The 18,670-nt window shown below is 40.5% G+C and carries 19 protein-coding genes and 1 tRNA gene; 18 read left to right on the plus strand and 2 right to left on the minus strand.

The annotated features are described in order from the left end of the window. Window positions 1–68: 68 nt before the first annotated feature. From cysN to nadA, 16 genes are all read left to right on the plus strand, one after another. Window positions 69–1,682, plus strand: a complete 1,614-nt coding sequence (gene cysN, locus O1D97_RS00695; RefSeq protein ID WP_269121897.1) for a sulfate adenylyltransferase subunit CysN — start codon at window positions 69–71, stop codon at window positions 1,680–1,682. 313 nt (window positions 1,683–1,995) lie between these two features. Then, window positions 1,996–2,478 carry an FKBP-type peptidyl-prolyl cis-trans isomerase gene (locus tag O1D97_RS00700; protein ID WP_269121899.1) on the plus strand — a complete coding sequence of 161 codons (483 nt, stop codon included), beginning with the start codon at window positions 1,996–1,998 and terminating at the stop codon, window positions 2,476–2,478. A gap of 78 nt (window positions 2,479–2,556) precedes the next feature. After that, window positions 2,557–3,054, plus strand: a complete 498-nt coding sequence (locus O1D97_RS00705) for a hypothetical protein (protein ID WP_269121901.1) — start codon at window positions 2,557–2,559, stop codon at window positions 3,052–3,054. A 141-nt stretch (window positions 3,055–3,195) separates the two neighbouring features. Next, a complete protein-coding gene (locus tag O1D97_RS00710) occupies window positions 3,196–4,842 on the plus strand; it encodes an NAD(P)/FAD-dependent oxidoreductase (RefSeq protein ID WP_269121903.1) in 1,647 nt (548 codons plus the stop codon). Between the two features lie 227 nt (window positions 4,843–5,069). Further along, window positions 5,070–6,839, plus strand: a complete 1,770-nt coding sequence (aspS, locus tag O1D97_RS00715; protein WP_269121905.1) for an aspartate--tRNA ligase — start codon at window positions 5,070–5,072, stop codon at window positions 6,837–6,839. Window positions 6,840–6,980: 141 nt separating this feature from the next. After that, entirely contained in the window at window positions 6,981–7,538 is a 558-nt protein-coding gene (gene ruvC, locus O1D97_RS00720; RefSeq protein ID WP_269121906.1) for a crossover junction endodeoxyribonuclease RuvC, read from the plus strand. Beyond that, on the plus strand, window positions 7,535–8,143 hold the full coding sequence (gene ruvA, locus O1D97_RS00725; protein WP_269121907.1) for a Holliday junction branch migration protein RuvA: 609 nt from the start codon (window positions 7,535–7,537) through the stop codon (window positions 8,141–8,143). The genes ruvC and ruvA overlap by 4 nt, the downstream gene beginning before the upstream one ends. Continuing rightward, a complete protein-coding gene (ruvB, locus tag O1D97_RS00730; RefSeq protein WP_269121909.1) occupies window positions 8,143–9,156 on the plus strand; it encodes a Holliday junction branch migration DNA helicase RuvB in 1,014 nt (337 codons plus the stop codon). Before ruvA ends, ruvB begins: the two co-directional genes overlap by 1 nt. A 9-nt stretch (window positions 9,157–9,165) precedes the next feature. Then, complete coding sequence (gene tolQ, locus O1D97_RS00735) at window positions 9,166–9,846, plus strand: protein TolQ (protein WP_269121911.1); 681 nt, start codon at window positions 9,166–9,168, stop codon at window positions 9,844–9,846. Beyond that, window positions 9,846–10,277 carry a protein TolR gene (gene tolR / locus O1D97_RS00740; RefSeq protein WP_269121912.1) on the plus strand — a complete coding sequence of 144 codons (432 nt, stop codon included), beginning with the start codon at window positions 9,846–9,848 and terminating at the stop codon, window positions 10,275–10,277. Before tolQ ends, tolR begins: the two co-directional genes overlap by 1 nt. Next, on the plus strand, window positions 10,274–11,272 hold the full coding sequence (tolA, locus tag O1D97_RS00745) for a cell envelope integrity protein TolA (protein ID WP_269121913.1): 999 nt from the start codon (window positions 10,274–10,276) through the stop codon (window positions 11,270–11,272). Before tolR ends, tolA begins: the two co-directional genes overlap by 4 nt. Continuing rightward, window positions 11,272–12,564: a Tol-Pal system beta propeller repeat protein TolB gene (tolB, locus tag O1D97_RS00750; protein ID WP_269121914.1), complete on the plus strand. Its 1,293-nt coding sequence runs from the start codon at window positions 11,272–11,274 to the stop codon at window positions 12,562–12,564. Before tolA ends, tolB begins: the two co-directional genes overlap by 1 nt. Window positions 12,565–12,583: 19 nt before the next feature. Continuing rightward, entirely contained in the window at window positions 12,584–13,141 is a 558-nt protein-coding gene (pal, locus tag O1D97_RS00755; RefSeq protein ID WP_269121916.1) for a peptidoglycan-associated lipoprotein Pal, read from the plus strand. Continuing rightward, window positions 13,141–13,905, plus strand: a complete 765-nt coding sequence (gene ybgF, locus O1D97_RS00760; protein ID WP_269121918.1) for a tol-pal system protein YbgF — start codon at window positions 13,141–13,143, stop codon at window positions 13,903–13,905. The genes pal and ybgF overlap by 1 nt, the downstream gene beginning before the upstream one ends. Window positions 13,906–13,949: 44 nt before the next feature. After that, window positions 13,950–14,025, plus strand: a tRNA-Lys gene (locus O1D97_RS00765). Window positions 14,026–14,098: 73 nt separating this feature from the next. Next, window positions 14,099–15,148, plus strand: a complete 1,050-nt coding sequence (gene nadA, locus O1D97_RS00770; protein ID WP_269121920.1) for a quinolinate synthase NadA — start codon at window positions 14,099–14,101, stop codon at window positions 15,146–15,148. 68 nt (window positions 15,149–15,216) lie between these two features. On the opposite strand, the gene O1D97_RS00775 is transcribed toward nadA, so the two are convergent. Beyond that, the gene (locus O1D97_RS00775) at window positions 15,217–16,542 is read right to left on the minus strand and encodes a M48 family metalloprotease (RefSeq protein WP_269121922.1); all 1,326 of its coding nucleotides are present in this window, start codon (window positions 16,540–16,542) and stop codon (window positions 15,217–15,219) included. Between the two features lie 111 nt (window positions 16,543–16,653). Between O1D97_RS00775 and O1D97_RS00780 the strand changes: the two genes are divergently transcribed. Beyond that, window positions 16,654–16,899: a sulfurtransferase TusA family protein gene (locus tag O1D97_RS00780; protein ID WP_269121924.1), complete on the plus strand. Its 246-nt coding sequence runs from the start codon at window positions 16,654–16,656 to the stop codon at window positions 16,897–16,899. A 12-nt stretch (window positions 16,900–16,911) separates the two neighbouring features. Then, window positions 16,912–17,985 carry an AI-2E family transporter gene (locus O1D97_RS00785; protein WP_269121926.1) on the plus strand — a complete coding sequence of 358 codons (1,074 nt, stop codon included), beginning with the start codon at window positions 16,912–16,914 and terminating at the stop codon, window positions 17,983–17,985. A gap of 77 nt (window positions 17,986–18,062) precedes the next feature. Here the strand turns inward: O1D97_RS00785 and bcp are convergent, their stop codons facing one another. Further along, window positions 18,063–18,518 carry a thioredoxin-dependent thiol peroxidase gene (bcp, locus tag O1D97_RS00790; protein ID WP_269121928.1) on the minus strand — a complete coding sequence of 152 codons (456 nt, stop codon included), beginning with the start codon at window positions 18,516–18,518 and terminating at the stop codon, window positions 18,063–18,065. Between the last annotated feature and the right edge of the window lie 152 nt (window positions 18,519–18,670).

The following is an 18,670-nucleotide window of genomic DNA, read 5'->3' on the forward strand; positions in this document are numbered from 1 at the left end:
TGCCTATTGCTCGTGTTGCGTATGTTGCGTGAAAAACCTATTGGTAATGTAAGGTTTTGGAGTAAGTAATGTCTCATCAATCAGAATTAATTAATCAAGATATATTAGGTTATCTAAAGCAGCATGAAGAAAAAGACATGTTGCGTTTGTTGACGTGCGGTAACGTTGATGACGGTAAAAGTACGCTTATTGGTCGGTTGTTGCATGATTCAAAATTGATTTTTGAAGATCATATGGAAGCGGTTAAGCGTGATAGTAAAAAGTCAGGCACACAGGGTGAAGAAGTCGATTTAGCTTTGCTGGTTGATGGTTTGCAGGCAGAGCGTGAGCAAGGTATTACTATTGATGTGGCTTACCGTTATTTCTCTACTGAGAAGCGTAAGTTTATTATTGCGGATACGCCTGGGCATGAACAGTATACGCGGAACATGGCGACAGGGGCATCCACGTCGGATTTAGCCATTATTTTGATTGATGCCCGCTACGGTGTGCAAACCCAGACTAAGCGTCATAGTTATATTGCCGCTTTGTTGGGTATTAAACATTTGGTCATTGCTATCAATAAAATGGATTTAGTTGAGTTCTCTGAAGCTCGATACAACGAGATTAAAACGAATTACTTGGCATTTAATAAACAACTTGGTAACCGTGCAACAGATGATGTTCGATTTGTACCTTTGTCGGCTTTGAAAGGAGACAATGTCGTTAATCTTTCTGAGCATACTCCTTGGTATCAAGGTGGATCTCTTATGAACATTCTTGAAGACGTTAAAATCAATCGAGATGTAAGAAGTGATGCTTTCCGCTTTCCGGTACAATATGTGAACCGTCCAAATCTGGACTTTAGAGGGTTCTCTGGAACGGTGGCGGCTGGGCAGGTTAAGCCTGGTGATGAAATTATTGCTTTACCATCAGGTAAGACAAGTAAGGTCGAGTCTATTGTCACTTATGATGGCAATTTGGATGTTGCAAAATCAGGGCAAGCAGTAACACTTACTCTAGAAGATGAAATTGATGTAAGTCGTGGCGATATGCTGGCCCACAAAGGTAGAGAGCCTTTGATGGCGAGCACTTTGAGGACATCGATCGTTTGGATGGCCGAACAGCCATTGGTTCCAGGTAAGTTATATAATTTTAAGGTGGGCACTCAGTCTGTACCTGGTAAAGTGCATCACTTTACGCATCGAGTTGATGTGAATACTCTGGAAAAAAGTAATATTGAGCAATTAGAGTTAAATGGTATTGCTGAATGCGTGGTTCAGTTTGATGCACCGGTTGCGTTTGACTCTTACGTCGACAGTCGCTTTACCGGGGCAATCATTGTTATTGATCGTTTAACAAATGTGACTGTTGGTGCCGCAATGGCGGAAGAGGCGGTTGCTGACTTGGATGCGAATACGGTGGTCACCGCGGAAGATAGAGCGGCGCGATTGGGTCAAAAACCGGCTGTCATTTCTTTATCAAGTAATGTGCGTGCTCAAGCGGAATTAATTGAGCGATTGCTGTTGAACAAAGGCATTGCCTCTATTGTTAAATTAGATGCGACAGAGTCTGAAGTGGCACTTCTTAGGGAAACGGGTTTAACCATCTTGATTGGTGATGACAGCTTGTCTGATTCTCAGGTCATGGAAGAGAAGTTGGATGATCTAGTGCTTAGTGTAATTGATAAAGTGCGTTTGTAATTTTATCGATAAATAACTCAATATTAGTACGTTGAATACCTCAGAAAATCCCAGCTTTGTCTGGGATTTTTTATTTTTACATGGAGCGTTATAGCTAAATGAGGTGTTTTTTTTGTACGTAAGTAAGAATTTTTTTAATTAAAAAATGCATTTTCTTACGGAAAAGTACTCTTTGACGGTGGTTATTGATAATTGTGGGCGTTATTATGGTTCTTCATATTATAAAGGTGCGTGAAGTCTCGCTATTTTGAGTGGACTTTTACTTAATAAAAGTCTCGTTCCTACTACCTATAAAATTTACAAGGGGATAGCAATGCAAATAGCGTTGAATACTGTAGTAAGCATGCATTATACATTGGTTGATGAGGAAGGAACTGAGCTAGATTCTTCTATTGGTCAAGAGCCATTGGTGTTTTTGAGTGGCGCTCAAAATATTATTGAAGGTCTAGATAAGGCATTACAGGGAAAACAGGCTGGTGATAAAGAGTCTGTTTCTGTTACTCCAGAAGAAGCGTATGGTCCTGTTTATCCAGAAATGGTGCAAGAAGTGCCTCGCGATAACTTCCAAGGTGTAGATGTTATCGAAATCGGCATGCAGTTCATGGCCCAAACACCAGGTGGTGAGCAGCCTGTGACGGTTATTGCGGTTGGTGATGAAGGTGTTACTTTAGATGGAAACCATCCATTGGCAGGGAAAACGCTAAAATTTGATGTAGAGATTATTGATGTACGTGCGGCGACTGAAGAAGAGTTAGAGCACGGACATGTTCACGGTGAAGGTGGTCATCACCATTAATCGTTAAAAATTAATGGATTAGACTTTAATAATGGCGCTTAATTGCGCCATTATTGTTTTTAATGGGCTAGATGGTGTATGAGTATCAAGATGTTAGAGAAAAAAGACGTTTTGAATGGTGTGCAATGGGCCTTAATGGAAAGAGTCGAAGTGGCAAAAAAGGCGGCTTATCAAGCTTACGAGCAGGCGACTAATGTAGAGTCTGTCGCTGAAAATAAATACGATACATTTGGGCTTGAAGCCTCTTATTTGGCTCATGGGCAATCCCAGAGAGTGGCCGAGTGCGAAGCTGATCTGGCGGTATTTATAAAATACAAATCACAATACGCACGTCTACATCAGATTATTTCAGAAGGCAGTCTTGTGCAGGTGAGAGAGCAAAATTCAGAAACCTTTTACTTTTTTATCAGCCCTGTTGCGGGAGGTACGAAAGTTACATTTAAGGGGGAAGTGATTACTTTACTGTCTATGACATCGCCTTTTGGTAGTAGCTTATTAGGGAAGGAAGAGGGTGATGAAATAGCGTTAGATACGGCATATAGTCATAAACAGTATGAAGTAGAAAATTGTTGCTGAAGTATGTGTTTTCTGGGTTTCGTAGGCGAAAAACTTCTCTTAGCGGTTTAAAATGCTTCGTGGTAAACTGCCCCGTTAATAATCAGGTCTCGACACACGGAAGACCTACTATCCTATACTGACTTGAGTACATCAATCTCCATGTTACGACTAAATGATATAAAATTACCACTTGAGCACACAGATGAAGATCTTAGTGCAGCAATTATGGCCACATTAGGCATTGAAGCAAATGAATTAAATGCTTTCACTCTTTTCAAGAGAAGTTATGACGCCCGTAAAAAAGGTAATATAGTTTTATTATATCAATTGGATGTTGAGCTTAATGCGGATGTTGAGAAAAGAATTCTTGAGCAAGTAGGCGATAGTCAAAGGATTAAGCCCACTCCAGATACTTCCTATCATTACGTTGCTTCTGTGGATTCCAGCTTTCCTAGTGATAAGCAGCGACGACCTATCGTTATTGGTTTTGGTCCGTGTGGCATTATGGCCGCATTATTATTGGCGCAAATGGGTTTGAAACCGATCGTTTTGGAACGTGGTCAAGATGTTCGACAGCGTACTAAAGACACCTGGGGCTTGTGGCGTGATAGGAAATTGAATACAGAATCAAATGTTCAGTTTGGAGAAGGCGGCGCCGGTACTTTCTCAGATGGTAAGCTTTGGAGTCAAGTAAAAGATAAGCGTTTCCTTGGTCGTAAAGTAATGGAAGAGTTTGTTAAAGCTGGTGCCCCAGAAGAGATTCTCTATGTTAGTAAACCTCATATCGGTACGTTCAAGTTAGTGAAAATGGTTGAAAACATTCGTGCTGAAATTGTGAGTTTAGGCGGGGAGATTCGTTTTGACTCTAAGGTCGAAAAAGTGAATCGCGAACTTGATCGTGGAACCGAGCAGGGAAAAATAACCGGAGTGACGCTTTCAACAGGTGAGGTGCTGGCGACTCATCATTTGGTGCTAGCTATTGGCCACAGTGCGAGAGATACTTTCAAGATGCTTTTAGATGAAGGTGTTTATATGGAAGCCAAACCTTTTTCTATCGGTTTTCGTATAGAACATCCGCAATCTGTTATTGATGCCGGCCGTTTTGGTGTACAGGCAGGTCATCCTATTCTTGGTGCAGCCGATTATAAATTGGTTCATCATTGTGAAAATGGCCGCAGTGTCTACAGTTTTTGTATGTGCCCAGGTGGTACGGTAGTGGCAGCAACGTCGGAAGATGATCGCGTAGTCACAAATGGTATGTCTCAATATTCCCGTAATGAACGCAATGCTAATTCAGCCATCGTTGTTGGTATTGACCCACAGAAAGATTATCCAGATCATATCTTAGCTGGTGTTGATCTACAGCGTAAATTGGAGTCGCTTGCTTTTGAGATGGGCGGCAAGAATTATAATGCTCCCGCTCAATTGGTCGGAGATTTCTTGAAAGGAGTGCCTTCTACTGAGCTTGGGTCGGTAGAGCCTTCTTATAAACCAGGTGTGAAATTAGTTGATTTATCGACAGCTTTGCCTAAGTTTGCTATCGACGCGATGAGAGAAGCTTTAACGGTATTTGATCGACAAATTAAAGGGTTTGCAATGAACGATGCTTTGCTAACGGGAATTGAAACGCGAACATCGTCTCCTGTAAGTATTCGTAGGAACAAGGAATTTGTTAGCTTAAATACCACTGGACTATACCCAGCAGGTGAAGGTGCTGGGTATGCTGGTGGTATTTTATCTGCAGGAATTGATGGTATTAAAGTGGCCGAGGCCGTGGCATTAAGTATTTTGAATAATGCCAAATAAATATCTGTGAGTGCTTTTTAACGTATAAAGGCCACTGATTTTTCGCTATGCCCTAGAGTGTCAGCGTTTGTTCGCTTATAATGCGGGCACTTTTAACATTTGAATAAACTAGAGCGTCATAGTGTGGAATTGATTCCTCTACTTGACGAAGGTCTGTTGCCTATTGCTTCCGACTTTTTAGACTTAAATAAACACGCTTACTGAGCTAGTAACAGGATAAAAATATTATGCGCAGCCATTATTGCGGCGAATTAAATGCTACCAATATTTCTCAAGAAGTCACTTTGTGTGGCTGGGTCCATCGTAGACGTGATCATGGGGGCGTGATCTTTCTAGATGTACGTGATCGTGAAGGCGTGACACAAGTTGTTTTTGATCCAGATCGTGCAGAAAGTTTTGCGCTTGCAGACAGTGTTCGTAATGAATATGTTGTTAAGTTAACTGGTAAAGTGAGAGCTCGTCCTGAAGGGACAACTAACCCTAATATGTCTACAGGTGAAATTGAGATTTTAGGCCTTGAGCTTGAAGTCTTGAATGCGGCTCAAACACCTCCTTTCCAATTGGATGAACATCAGGCTGTTGGTGAAGATGTTCGATTAAAGAATCGTTTTATTGATCTTCGTCGTCCTGAAGTTCAGCAAAAACTGCGCTTTCGCTCTAAAGTAACGTCCGTGTTGCGTCGTTATTTAGATGACAACGGCTTCTTAGACATTGAAACACCTATTTTGACTCGAGCGACACCAGAAGGTGCGCGTGATTATTTAGTGCCAAGTCGTACTCAGCAAGGCAGTTTTTTCGCATTGCCGCAATCTCCACAGCTTTTTAAGCAGTTGTTGATGGTGTCCGGTTTTGATCGTTATTATCAAATTGCGAAATGTTTCCGAGACGAAGATTTACGTGCAGATCGCCAGCCAGAGTTTACTCAGATTGATATCGAAGCGTCATTTATGAGCGAAGAAGAAATCATGAGAATGACGGAAGAGATGATTACTGGGATGTTTAAGGAACTTCTTAGTGTTGATCTTGGTGCCTTTCCACGTATGCCGTATTCTGAAGCGATGGAAACGTATGGATCAGATAAGCCAGATTTACGTATACCGTTAACCATTGTAACCGTTTCTGATTTGATGACTGAAGTGGACTTTAAAGTATTCTCTGGCCCAGCCAAAGATGAAAAAGGTCGTGTTGCTGCATTAAAAGTGCCTGGCGGGAATTCGCTAACTCGTAAGCAAATTGATGAATACACAAAATTTGTTGGTATTTATGGTGCTAAAGGTTTGGCATACATTAAGGTTAACGATAAATCGAATCTTGAGGAAGGGTTGCAATCTCCTATTGTGAAATTCTTACCGATTGAGGTTCGTCAGCAATTGCTTGATCGCCTTGAGGCTCAAGATGGTGACTTAATTTTCTTTGGTGCAGATTCTATTAAAGTGGTTACGGAAGCATTAGGCGCACTACGTTGTAAAGTGGGTGATGACCTTAACTTGTACACTTGTGAGTGGGCTCCTTTATGGGTAGTGGACTTCCCAATGTTCGAAGAAACTTCGGATGGTGGAATTACCGCAATTCATCACCCATTTACCGCGCCGTCTTGCAGTGCAGAAGAGCTAAAAGCGAACCCGTTAACGGCACTTTCTCAAGCTTATGATATGGTATTGAACGGCACCGAATTAGGTGGTGGTTCTATTCGTATTCATAAAGGCGATATGCAGGAAACAGTCTTTGAATTGCTTAATATTTCTCCTGAAGAGCAAGAAGAGAAATTTGGTTTCCTATTAGATGCGCTTAAATTTGGTGCACCACCGCATGGTGGGTTGGCATTTGGTTTAGACCGTCTTGTTATGTTAATGACAGGGTCACAATCTATTCGTGATGTGATTGCTTTTCCTAAAACCCAGAGTGCTACGTGCTTGTTGACTCAGGCGCCTGGTGAAGTAAGTGAGAAGCAACTAAAAGAACTGCATATTCGTGTTCGTAAACCCGTTGTTGAATAAGTTTTTCTGATGCCTGATTTTATCTAAGTGTAAAGAAATTATAAAAAAGGTCGCTTTAAGCGACCTTTTTTAATTAATATTGACTATCAAACAAGTACTGTTGGAATATACAGTGTGTTTTATTAGAAAGGTGATAGAGTATTGACGCGTATTTTAGCAATCGATCCAGGTTCGAGGATTACTGGTTTTGGTATCATTGATGTTGATGTCAGAGGAAAGATAAAATACGTGAACAGTGGCTGCATAAGATTACCAGATGAAGCACTGTCTATTAGATTGAAGAATATTTATCTGAATGTGCAAACACTATTTTCTGATTATCATCCCGATGAGTTTGCCATCGAGGAAGTTTTTTTGGCAAAGAACGCGAATTCAGCTCTAAAATTAGGGCAGGCTCGTGGTGCGGCTATTGTGGTGGCGGCTTTAAATGATTTGTTTATACATGAGTATTCTGCAAAACGTGTTAAGCAATCCGTTGTCGGTAATGGAGGCGCAGACAAGTTGCAAGTACAACAAATGGTGCAGTTATTATTGTCTTTAGATAAGTCGCCGCAAGCGGATGCAGCGGATGCACTTGCTATTGCCTTGTGTCACGCCCATACAAGAACCGCCGCTGGATTGGAATATGGTACAGGCAAGCGAGCCTTGAGGAATTCAGGTAAGCGCTGGACCGAATTAGATGTAAGGAAAATAAAGTGATTGGTCGCTTAGTCGGAAAATTGATAGAAAAAATGCCCCCGGAGTTGCTGATAGATGTAGGTGGGGTGGGTTACGAGTTAAGTGCTTCAATGACAACGATTTATGAACTGCCTCCAGTGGGTGAACACGTCATTTTATTTACGCACTATCAAGTTAAAGAAGATGCTCATACTCTATATGGGTTTATTGATAAATCTGAGAGAGCCTTATTTCGTATACTGATAAAAGTAAATGGAATTGGTCCCAAGATGGCGTTGGCGATTTTATCAAGTATGTCGGCTGATGAATTAGTAAAATTTGTTCAGGAATCAGACGTTACTGCGTTAACAGGAATACCAGGTGTCGGTAAAAAGACTGCTGAGCGTCTCATCATTGAATTGAGAGATAAGCTAGGTCAAGCGGCTAAGCAGGATTTGTTTTCTACTCCTGAGGTATTGAAGCAAGTTAAGGCAGATCCAAGACAAGAGGCAGAATCGGCTTTGATTGCTTTAGGGTATAAGCCTCAAGAAGCGGCGAAGGCTATTGCATTAATTCCTATGTCGAATTCAAGTAGTGAAGATGTTATCAAAGCAGCATTGAAAAATATGCTCAGAAAGGGTAGTTGATGATTGAATCCGATCGTATTATTTCCGGTGAGCCCAAAGTCAGTGAGTTTCACCACGATAGGGCAATTCGTCCCCAAAGCTTGTCAGAATATATTGGCCAGCCAATTGTTCGTGAGCAAATGGAAATTTTCATACAGGCGGCTAAGCAGCGTAATGAAGCCTTGGATCACTCTTTGATTTTTGGCCCCCCAGGGTTGGGTAAGACAACCTTGGCGAATATTATTGCTAATGAAATGGGGGTGGAGATTAAAACAACGTCAGGCCCTGTACTTGAAAGAGCTGGGGATTTGGCAGCTTTGCTGACAAATTTAAGTGAAGGTGACGTGCTTTTTATTGATGAAATTCATCGATTAAGCCCAGCTATTGAAGAAGTCTTGTATCCAGCAATGGAAGATTATCAATTGGATATTATGATTGGCGAAGGCCCTGCGGCTCGATCAATTAAGATTGAAATTCCTCCGTTTACTTTGATAGGCGCAACAACAAGAGCAGGACTATTAACATCACCATTACGGGATCGTTTCGGTATAGTGCAGCGTTTAGAGTTCTATGATATTAAATCATTGACGTCTATAGTAAGTCGGTCAGCGGAAAAGCTTGGTATTGAAATGGATCAGGCTGGCAGTTATGAAGTGGCTCGCAGATCAAGAGGGACTCCTCGTATCGCTAATCGTTTATTGCGAAGGGTTAGGGATGTAGCTCAAGTGAGTGGTGAGTTATGTGTCGGCCAAGAAATTGCTCAAAAAGCCTTAGACATGTTAAGTGTCGACTCTCAAGGTTTTGATCATTTAGATCGACGTATGTTGTTGACCATGATTGAGAAATTTGACGGACGGCCTGTAGGTCTAGATAATATCGCTGCAGCCATTGGAGAAGATAGAGACACAATCGAAGATGTAGTTGAGCCCTTTTTAATTCAGCAAGGGTTTATCATGAGGACGCCAAGAGGTCGGCAAGTGACTAAACGGGCATATGAACATTTTAATTATCAGTTGCCATCAGATTTAACTTAGAGGTATAGAATGTCAATTTGGGGTCTTATTGCAAGTGCAAGTGTTGTAGTTCAATTGGTTATGTTGCTGTTATTGACAGCATCAATTGTATCTTGGGTGATTATTTTTCAAAGAAGTCGAGTTTTACGTAAAGCAAAGAAAGTAAGTAAAGCGTTTGAAGACTTATTTTGGTCAGGAATGGATTTAAGTCAATTGTATCGTCAAATAACGGTAGAAGGTCGTGTGGTTGATGGTATTGAACATATTTTTACAGCGGGAATTAAAGAGTTTACTCGTTTAAGACAGACGTCTAATGTGGAGCCAGATGCGGTTATGGAGGGTGTGCAACGCTCTATGCGTGTTGCGATGTATCGAGAAGAAGAGAAATTAGAGAAACATTTGTCTTTTCTAGCGACTGTTGGCTCAACGAGCCCGTATGTTGGCCTGTTTGGTACTGTATGGGGGATTATGCATTCTTTTATTGGATTGGCTGAGGTGCAGCAAGCGACACTAGCTACCGTTGCTCCTGGTATCGCAGAGGCTCTAATTGCCACGGCTATCGGTTTGGCGGCGGCTATCCCTGCTGTTATTTCGTATAACCGTTTTGCTGCGCTTTCTGATTCATTGGCTTCAAGTTATGAAAACTTCTCCGATGAATTTGCCAGTATCCTTCATAGGAAAGTTCATGTTCGTGAGGGAGGGATTTCTTAGTGCCTCGACTAAAACGACGTAATAAAAAACGGCCAATGTCTGAAATTAATGTTGTTCCTTATATCGATGTGATGTTGGTATTGTTGGTTATTTTTATGATTACAGCGCCAATGTTAACTCAAGGTGTAAAAGTGGACTTGCCAAATGCAAACGCAACACCTATCCAAGATCCTGATTCAGAGGTCCTAGTGGCCTCAATCGATGATAAGGGGAATTACTTTTTAGATTTTGGTGGGACACAAGACGCTATTAGTCTTGCCGACTTACAAGATAAGGTTCGAAAAGTTTTATCTCAAAATGCGGCGTTACCCGTTCTTGTTAGAGGAGATAAGAATGTCTCCTACGGTGAGGTGATTAGTTTGATGGTGGCTTTACAGGCCGCGGGCGCCCCTAATGTGGGTCTCGTAACGGAACCTGAGTCGATAAAATGAAGTTGTTTCATCAAGATAGTTATGCGCTGCCAATCGTATTTGCTGTAACCTTGCATTTGCTTATTATTTTAAGTGCTATTTTTGTGTGGGACTTTACTGAAGCCGAAGAATTGAAACCCAAGCGAGCCCCCATAGTTCAAGCAACGGTCATTGATATTAAGCAAACCGTTATCGGTAAAAGATTAGAAGAAGAAAGGAAAACTCAAGACAAAAAAGCGCAAGCTGTGGCAGCACAAAAGGCAAAAGCAAATGCTCAAAAACAGAGAGATGATGAACGTAAAGCATTAGAAGATAAGAAGAAGCAATTAGCTTTAACGAAGCAAAAACAAGAAGAGGCAAAAAGAAAGGCCGAACAAGCTCGCGAGAAGCAACAAAAGTTAGAAGCGGATAAGAAACAACAGCAAAAAGATGCGGAATTGAAAAGACAAAAAGAAAAGCAAGCACTTGATGCGAAAAAGCGTAAAGAAGCCGAGCAGAGAAAGAAAGCCGAAGCGGAGAAAAAGCGTTTAGAGCAACAGAAGAAAGCTGAGGAAGAGAAGAAACGTAATGAAGCCGCAAGGTTGGCAAATGAAGAGAAAAAACGTCAAGAAGAATTAAAGCGTAAACAAGCGGAAGAAAAACAAAAATTAGCCGAACAGAGGGCCGCGCAGGCTCTGGCTGAAGAGGAGGCTAGAAAAAGAGATGTTGCTGAGCAGCAAATGGTTCAATCATTAAGTGCTTTAATAAATGACCGTATTGCTCGAGCTTGGATTCGACCTCCAAATGCAAGAAATAATATGAAGGCTCAGCTGAAAATATTTTTCTTACCGACAGGGGAAGTAAGTCAAGTCAATATCACTAAAGGTAGTGGCGATGCGTTGTTTGATCAGCGTGCTGTTGATGCTGTTAAGCGTGTTGAAAGGATTGAAGAGCTTTCTGATTTGGACTCTTATGTCTTTGAACGTAACTTTCGTCAAGTTGATTTAATATTTAATCCACAGGATTTGAGACACTAATGAAAAAAATACCATTATTATTGTTGTTTTGTTCGCTTTTGTTTTCGAGTTTATCTCGGGCGCAACTAGTCATTGAAATTACTAATGGAGCAGATCAATTATTGCCCATTGCTGTGGTTAAGTTTGGTAATGAAGGGACGGAGATTCTTCCTGATATTGCGCAAATTATTGAGAGCGACCTCAAGCGGAGTGGGTTATTTGATGCTATTCCAAGAAATGTGATGCTGAGTCAGCCAACAAAAAAAGAAAATGTTTTTTATCGTAACTGGCGACTATTAAAAGCAGATTATGTGTTAATTGGTTCAACGAAGTTGTTGTCTGGTGATACTTATGAAATTGAATTTGAATTATTAAATGTGCTCGCTCAAAAAAATGTTCAAAATAGAGAGAGTATAAAAGTCCGTAAGGCGAATTTTCGCGATGCAGCACACTACATAAGTGATAAGGTGTATGAGTTATTAACGGGTGTCCGTGGTGCGTTTAGTACAAAAATTCTTTATGTAACAGCTGAAGGGGATAAAGCCTCACCGACTTTTCAATTGCAAGTTGCTGATGCAGATGGCTTTAATCCACAAGTCATTGTTGAATCGAAGGAGCCGATACTCTCACCTGCATGGAGTAATAATGGGCGATTTATTTCTTATGTTATGTTCCGAGATCGCAGGCCGAATATTTTTATTCAAGAATTAGCGACGGGTAAGCGCCAAAGAATTAAGAGTTACAAAGGGTTAAATGGTTCTCCATCTTGGTCTCCAGACGGTAAAAAACTGGCGTTAGTATTGTCTAAAGATGATAATCCAGAAATATATGTTCTTGATATAGCAACACAAAAATTAGAGCGCATAACAAATCATTACTCTATTGATACAGAACCTAGCTGGGAACCAGATGGAAAAGGTATTATTTTTACCTCTGACCGAGGGGGCAATCCGCAAATTTATCGAGTGGACCTAGTTTCTAAGTCGGTAGAGCGAGTGACGTTTGAAGGCGAATTAAATACTCGAGCTAGAATGACACCAGATGGACGTTTTCTAGTTACTGTACAGAAGAGTAATGGTCAATATAATATTTCGTTACAGGATATGAAAACTGGCCGTGTTCAAGTATTAACAGAGACTTATTTAGATGAGTCGCCAAGCATTGCGCCGAATGGCAGTATGGTAATGTACGCTACTACGCACAATGGAAAGGGGATTTTATCTGTTGTTTCCGTTGATGGACTGGTTAAATATAGGTTACCATCAGCGGCGGGTGAGGTAAGAGAGCCATCGTGGTCTCCTTACTTCAAATAGATCACTTAAGGAGTGAAGAATGAGCATTACAAAATTAGGTAAAATTGCAGTAGTTGGTTTATCAGCAGCTTGGATCGTTGGTTGTAGTACTACAGCATCTGAAACAGATTCATCTGCTAACTCTGCAGAAAACACTGAATCCACAGATCAAGCGTTTGGTGCTGGTGAAGATGATTCATTAACAAGTGTTATCATTGCTGATGATGCGGCTAATGCAGACGAAAATGGCATGAGTATGCTAGATGGCGTAGAAACGGTTTTCTATTTTGATTTTGATAAATCTATCGTACGTCCAGAATCTCGTGAAGCATTAACTAAGCATGCACAATACTTAGTTGCTAACCCTGATGCTCGTGTTGTTCTTGAAGGTCATGCTGATGAGCGTGGAACACGTGAATACAATATGGCTTTGGGCGAACGTCGAGCTAAAGCAATTAGTCGTTATTTGACTATCCAAGGCGTTGCGGCTTCACAAATCGAATCTGTAAGTTTTGGTGAAGAAGTGCCTTTAGCATTTGGTCATGATGATAATTCTTGGCAGCAAAATCGTCGCGTTGAAATTCGTTACGAAAAATAATGATGATTGATGCTTCTAAGCTTCGCTCTTATGCAATGGTGCTGTCTTTGACAGCATCATCTGCATTAGTGCAGGGAGCCAATAACAGTTTAACTCCTGCTGCTGCAGCTGATCTTTTGTTTCAGTTAGAAAGCCTGCAGGTTGAAGTCGCTCAGTTAAGAGGGAAGGTCGAAGAACAATCTCACGAACTTGCTAAAATGAAGCGTAATCAACTGGATCGCTATATCGATCTTGATAAGAGACTTTCTCTTTTATTAAGTAGACCGGCCGCATCCACAACGACTACTTCACCATTAGTATCTCAATCACCCATTTCTGCTCCTGCGGTGAATGTTATTTCTGCTGCTTCTCCTATCGTATCGGCTCCAATTCAGGTTGAGAAACCATCGGTAGAGGTTCAGGCCGCTTATAGGGCAGCCTATGAGTTAGTAAGAAGTAAAGACTATGACGCAGCTGACAAAGCATTTACTGCTTTTGTGGTTAAGTACCCTCGGAATGAATTGACAGGGAATGCGTATTATTGGTTGGGAGAGTTAAAGCTAGTTTTGAATGATAAAGCTCAAGCGTTAAAAAACTTCGAAATTGTCTCAACCCGTTTTGCAGGACATACCAAAGAAGCTGATGCTTTATATAAATCGGGCATTGTATACGATCAATTGAATCAGAAAAGTAAAGCACGAGCCTTGCTATCATCAGTTATAGATCGTTTTCCTGAGACTAATACGGCGAAATTAGCGGCTGGTTATTTGTCTAATATTAAATAAATTCTTGTAATTTCCATGCAGTTCTATAGTATGCGAACCCCGTTGGGTCGTTAGCTCAGTTGGTAGAGCAGTTGACTTTTAATCAATTGGTCACTGGTTCGAATCCAGTACGACCCACCACTAAGAACTGCTTTAATCACATATCTTCGTAATTTATTCTGCCCCGTAAGTCAGTTTTAATAGGGTTCCCATTATGCCTAATGTCATTGATAAATCATCTTTAAGAAAAACCGTTCAAGAATACCTTTCTTCGGCTGAGCAGCTAATAAAAGAACCTTCGCAACATTCGGATGCTTTGAGAGAAGAAATTAAGTCCTTATTAATACAAAAAGATGCGGTTTTGGTTGCTCACTACTATACAGACGATGAAATTCAATCTCTCGCTGAGGAGTCTGGAGGTGTGATAGCTGACTCTTTAGAAATGGCTCGTTTTGGTGCGAACCATAAAGCGTCTACCTTAGTGGTTGCTGGGGTGAAATTTATGGGGGAGACTTCTAAGATATTAAGTCCGGATAAAACAGTAATCATGCCAACTTTAGAGGCGACTTGTTCGCTAGATATTGGTTGTCCAGCGGATGAGTTTTCAGCATTTTGTGACCAATACCCTGATAGAAAAGTGGTGGTATATGCGAATACTTCAGCTGCGGTTAAAGCTAGAGCTGATTGGGTAGTTACATCCAGTATTGCTCTTCAAGTTGTTGAGTATTTATCAGAACAAGGCGAAAAAATCATCTGGGGGCCAGATAAACACCTTGGTGGGTATATCCAAAAACAAACAGGTGCTGATATGATCTTATGGGATGGTGCTTGTATTGTTCATGAAGAATTTAAGGCTCAAGGCATATTGGACCTCAAAAAGGTTCACCCAGACGCTGCGATATTAGTACATCCGGAGTCTCCAGATTCAGTAGTCGAAATAGCGGATGTAGTAGGGTCTACTTCCCAGCTTTTAAATGCCTCTAAGGAAATGTCTAACAGTACATTTATTGTTGCTACTGACAGAGGTATATTTTATAAAATGCGACAAGCATCGCCTGAAAAGACCTTTATAGAGGCTCCAACTGCCGGTTCTGGAGCATCATGTAGAAGTTGTGCTCATTGCCCTTGGATGTCTTTAAATAGTTTAGAGCTATTGAGGGATGCATTAAAATATGGTGCAGATGAGATTCATGTTGAAGAAGAGGTAAGCTGTAAGGCCTTGATTCCACTTCAAAGAATGTTAGATTTTCAGGTTAGTAGCTAACTTAACGTTAGAATCAATAGGCAGGCTGTGTCGTTTTCTTATATTTGAATACGATGTAGCCTGCTTTTTTATGTGCTTGGGAGGTTGATTTTCTCTTGGGCATTAAGTATCAATTTGATGTCTTTTTCTATGCGATTAATTATTTCAAGCTCAGTGGCATTGGCGAGTTTTCTTGCTCTGTTTAATAGGGAGAGGGCTTCTGTTGTCTTGCCTGAATTAAAGTTCTTTTGAGCTAAGTAAGCAAGGGTAAGAGGTAAGTTTTGTTCATGTTTGAATATGGCGATTAAAGCGTCTAGCTTTTGGTTTGTTTGGTATTGATATGGCTTCTTCTCGAGCAACTCTGCTGAAATTTCATAATTAGCCATTGATAGCAAAGTTGAATAAGTAATGTTTTTAGGGTCTATAGACAGCTTTCGCTTAGCTAATTGGGTGGCCTTATTGAATTGATTATTTTTAATATAAACTTTGGCCTTTAGATACGACTCATATTCATTGCTCTCATCGAGTTGTTCGACTAATTCCGTTTGTATTTCTGCTCCGTTGAGTAGGGATGCCAGAATACTCATATAACGTTTTATTTCTGGTGTAGAGTGATCTAGGTAGTTTATGTGGTTGGAGTCGGAGAGTGTAGATCTATAGGTGAGCAGGGTTGCTCTAAAGTATTGATAGGCTTTGTTCTCTTTTTTAAATAGGATGCTTATTGGGTCTATGGTCGTTAGTGAGTCAGAGGCTCGGTTTTGAGGTACTGGGTGGGTAGACAGAAACTCTTTTTGTTCTCCTCTAGGGGAAGCTTTGGAGAAGGCTAAGAAGAGCTGATTCATTGCAGTTTTGTTAATGCCTGCTTTTTCTAAATATTGTTTACCAATTCTATCCGCTTCTTGCTCTTGGCTTCTGCTATATGACAGGGCGTTTTCACTGTGATTGGCAATACCTCCTACCCATAAAGCGGAACCTGCCTCCATGTCTGAACCTGCTAATGCAAGAGCGATGCTGGTGCCGATAAGGGCGAGTACTTTTTGTTGCTCCTGTAGAGAATTCTGTTGTTGCCTTTCATAATGCTTAGCGTCTAGGTGAGCCACTTCGTGGGCGAGTAAAGCAAGAAACTGTTCTTCGCTATCTAATAGTTGGAGGATATCAGAATACAAAAAAAGATGATTTCCCGGCATCACGAACGCATTGCTTGTTTTGCTGTTTAATAGTCCTATTTCAACATGTTTGTCAGTAAGGTCTGTATAAACAAGTAACTGACTTAAACTTTCATTTAAATAGTCGTAAGCGGGTGGGAAATCAATAAGTTGACGACTCCCGTTTAATTGCCTGAACCAATATTGCCCTAAGACATAGGAAGGATTGTCTAAGCTTCTTTCGGATAGGCTTTTCTGAAGGCTAGGCAAAATGATTTCGTTTGCGTTGCTAAGGTTTATGTTTAGAATTAAGCTGATGCAGGCGATTTTTAGTATTGTAAGATATTGCTTCATAATGGTTAATTTAATAGGTAGGCTTATATGAGTATAAACACCATACACAAATATGATGTATTGGTCGATGCTAGTGGAGATCGTTGTCCAATGCCATTACTGAAAATGAAAATGGCTTTGGCAAAGATGTCTCTGAATGAGGTTTTGTGTATAGTGACGACAGATGCCGCATCAAAAAAAGATATTCCTTATTATTTGAGCCTGACCGAACTGTATTTGATAGAGCAATTCGATGAAGGAGATGTGTTTACTTTTGTTGTTAGAAAAAATTAGAAGTGGAATGGTATGTTAAAGATAGTTGATAATTTAGTTAAGCGCTATTTTTCTGATGAAGAAGCGGTAATATTTTTACTTCTTTTGGTGAGTATCATTGGGGTTTTGTTTTTCCTTGGAAATATTTTGGCACCTGTTTTAATTGCTATTGTTCTGGCTTTTCTTTTACAAGGTATCGTTGAAAAGCTTAAGAAACTGGGTGTTAATCATGTGTTATCTGTGTCTTTTGTGTTTTTATCGTTTTTGGTTGGTTGTGTTGTTTTTGTTGGTTTAATGGTTCCTATCGTTTGGGAGCAGTCAGTTCGATTAATTAATGATGTTCCTAGAATGTTGGTCGAGTTACAAAATTTACTCCGCGAGTTGGCAGAAGGTGATAATCCTGTTATTAGCCAGAGTTCAATAAATGGCGTTTTAAATGATTTGTCGTCAGAGTTGACGAGTGTTGGCCAATGGCTGCTGTCTTTTTCGCTTTCCAGCATCCCATCCTTATTTTCTGTCATTATTTATGCCGTCTTGGTTCCATTAGTGATGTTTTTTCTGATGAAAGATCAGAACAAAATCATGTTTTGGTTTACTGGTTGGTTACCAAAAGAGCGTAGTATGATGAGAAATATTGCCCATGAAATGAATTCACAAATAGCGAACTACATTCGAGGTAAGTTTATCGAAATGTTGGTAGTTGGTGCGGTAACGTATTTGGTGTTCGTTGTATTTGGGTTAAGGTATGCGGAGTTGCTGGCATTATTAGTAGGGCTGTCCGTATTGATTCCTTATATTGGAGCGGCTGCAGTAACTATTCCGGTAGTCTTAGTGGCATTTTATCAGTTTGGTTTAGACGATAATCAGTTCCTTTATGTGGTGGTTGCTTATTTGGTTGTACAGGCTTTGGATGGTAACGTGCTAGTGCCTCTTTTGTTTTCTGAAGCGGTTAATTTACACCCCTTGGCTATTATTGTTGCTGTGCTGTTTTTTGGTGGTATTTGGGGGTTCTGGGGGATTTTCTTTGCTATTCCATTGGCTACCTTAGTGAAAGCCATTTTGAATGCTTGGCCTAAAGAGAGCTTGCCGAGGTTACCAAAAGCTTAATTGACAAGAAGGTTAAATGTGTTAATAGGTACCTAAGCTTTAGAACCAGTTTAGGTACCCAATGCTCTGCAGTTTCGTTATTCAAGAGATAAAATTTGCTCACTGTGTTCTTTGGTTTTTATCTTATTGATTATGTGACTGATTTTGCCTTTTTCATCAATAACGAATGTGGTTCTCACCGTGCCCATGTACTCTTTACCCATAAACTTTTTCAGCTGCCATGTACCGTAGAGTGCATGTACGGATTGATCCTCATCACTGATAAGAGAAAAAGGCAGATCATTTTTTTGAATAAAATTTTGATGGCGCTTTTCTGAATCCGTACTAACACCAAGAATGGTATAACCAGCGTCAACTAGCGCATCAAAATGATCTCTTAAATTTTTTGCTTGAGCGGTGCAGCCAGGTGTAGAATCCTTAGGATAAAAGTACAAAACGACTTTTTTACCTAAGTAGTCTTCAAGCGCAACAGGTTTACCATTTTGATCTTTAGACACGAATTTGGGAGCGTCTTGGCCAATAGCTAGGGTCATATTATTTAACCTTTCTTAGAGTGAAATCGCGAACACAGAGTGTTATATCTATTAATAGTGCTAAAAAGTGAGCTTTCAATCAATTATTTACAAGCCTTTACGTATTACTGTTATTGTTTCCAATGAGGCTGGGCGGTACTATATGTTCCGTT

It is taken from the genome of Marinomonas phaeophyticola, assembly GCF_026966905.1.
In the GTDB taxonomy this organism is placed as follows: Bacteria; Pseudomonadota; Gammaproteobacteria; order Pseudomonadales; family Marinomonadaceae; genus Marinomonas; species Marinomonas phaeophyticola.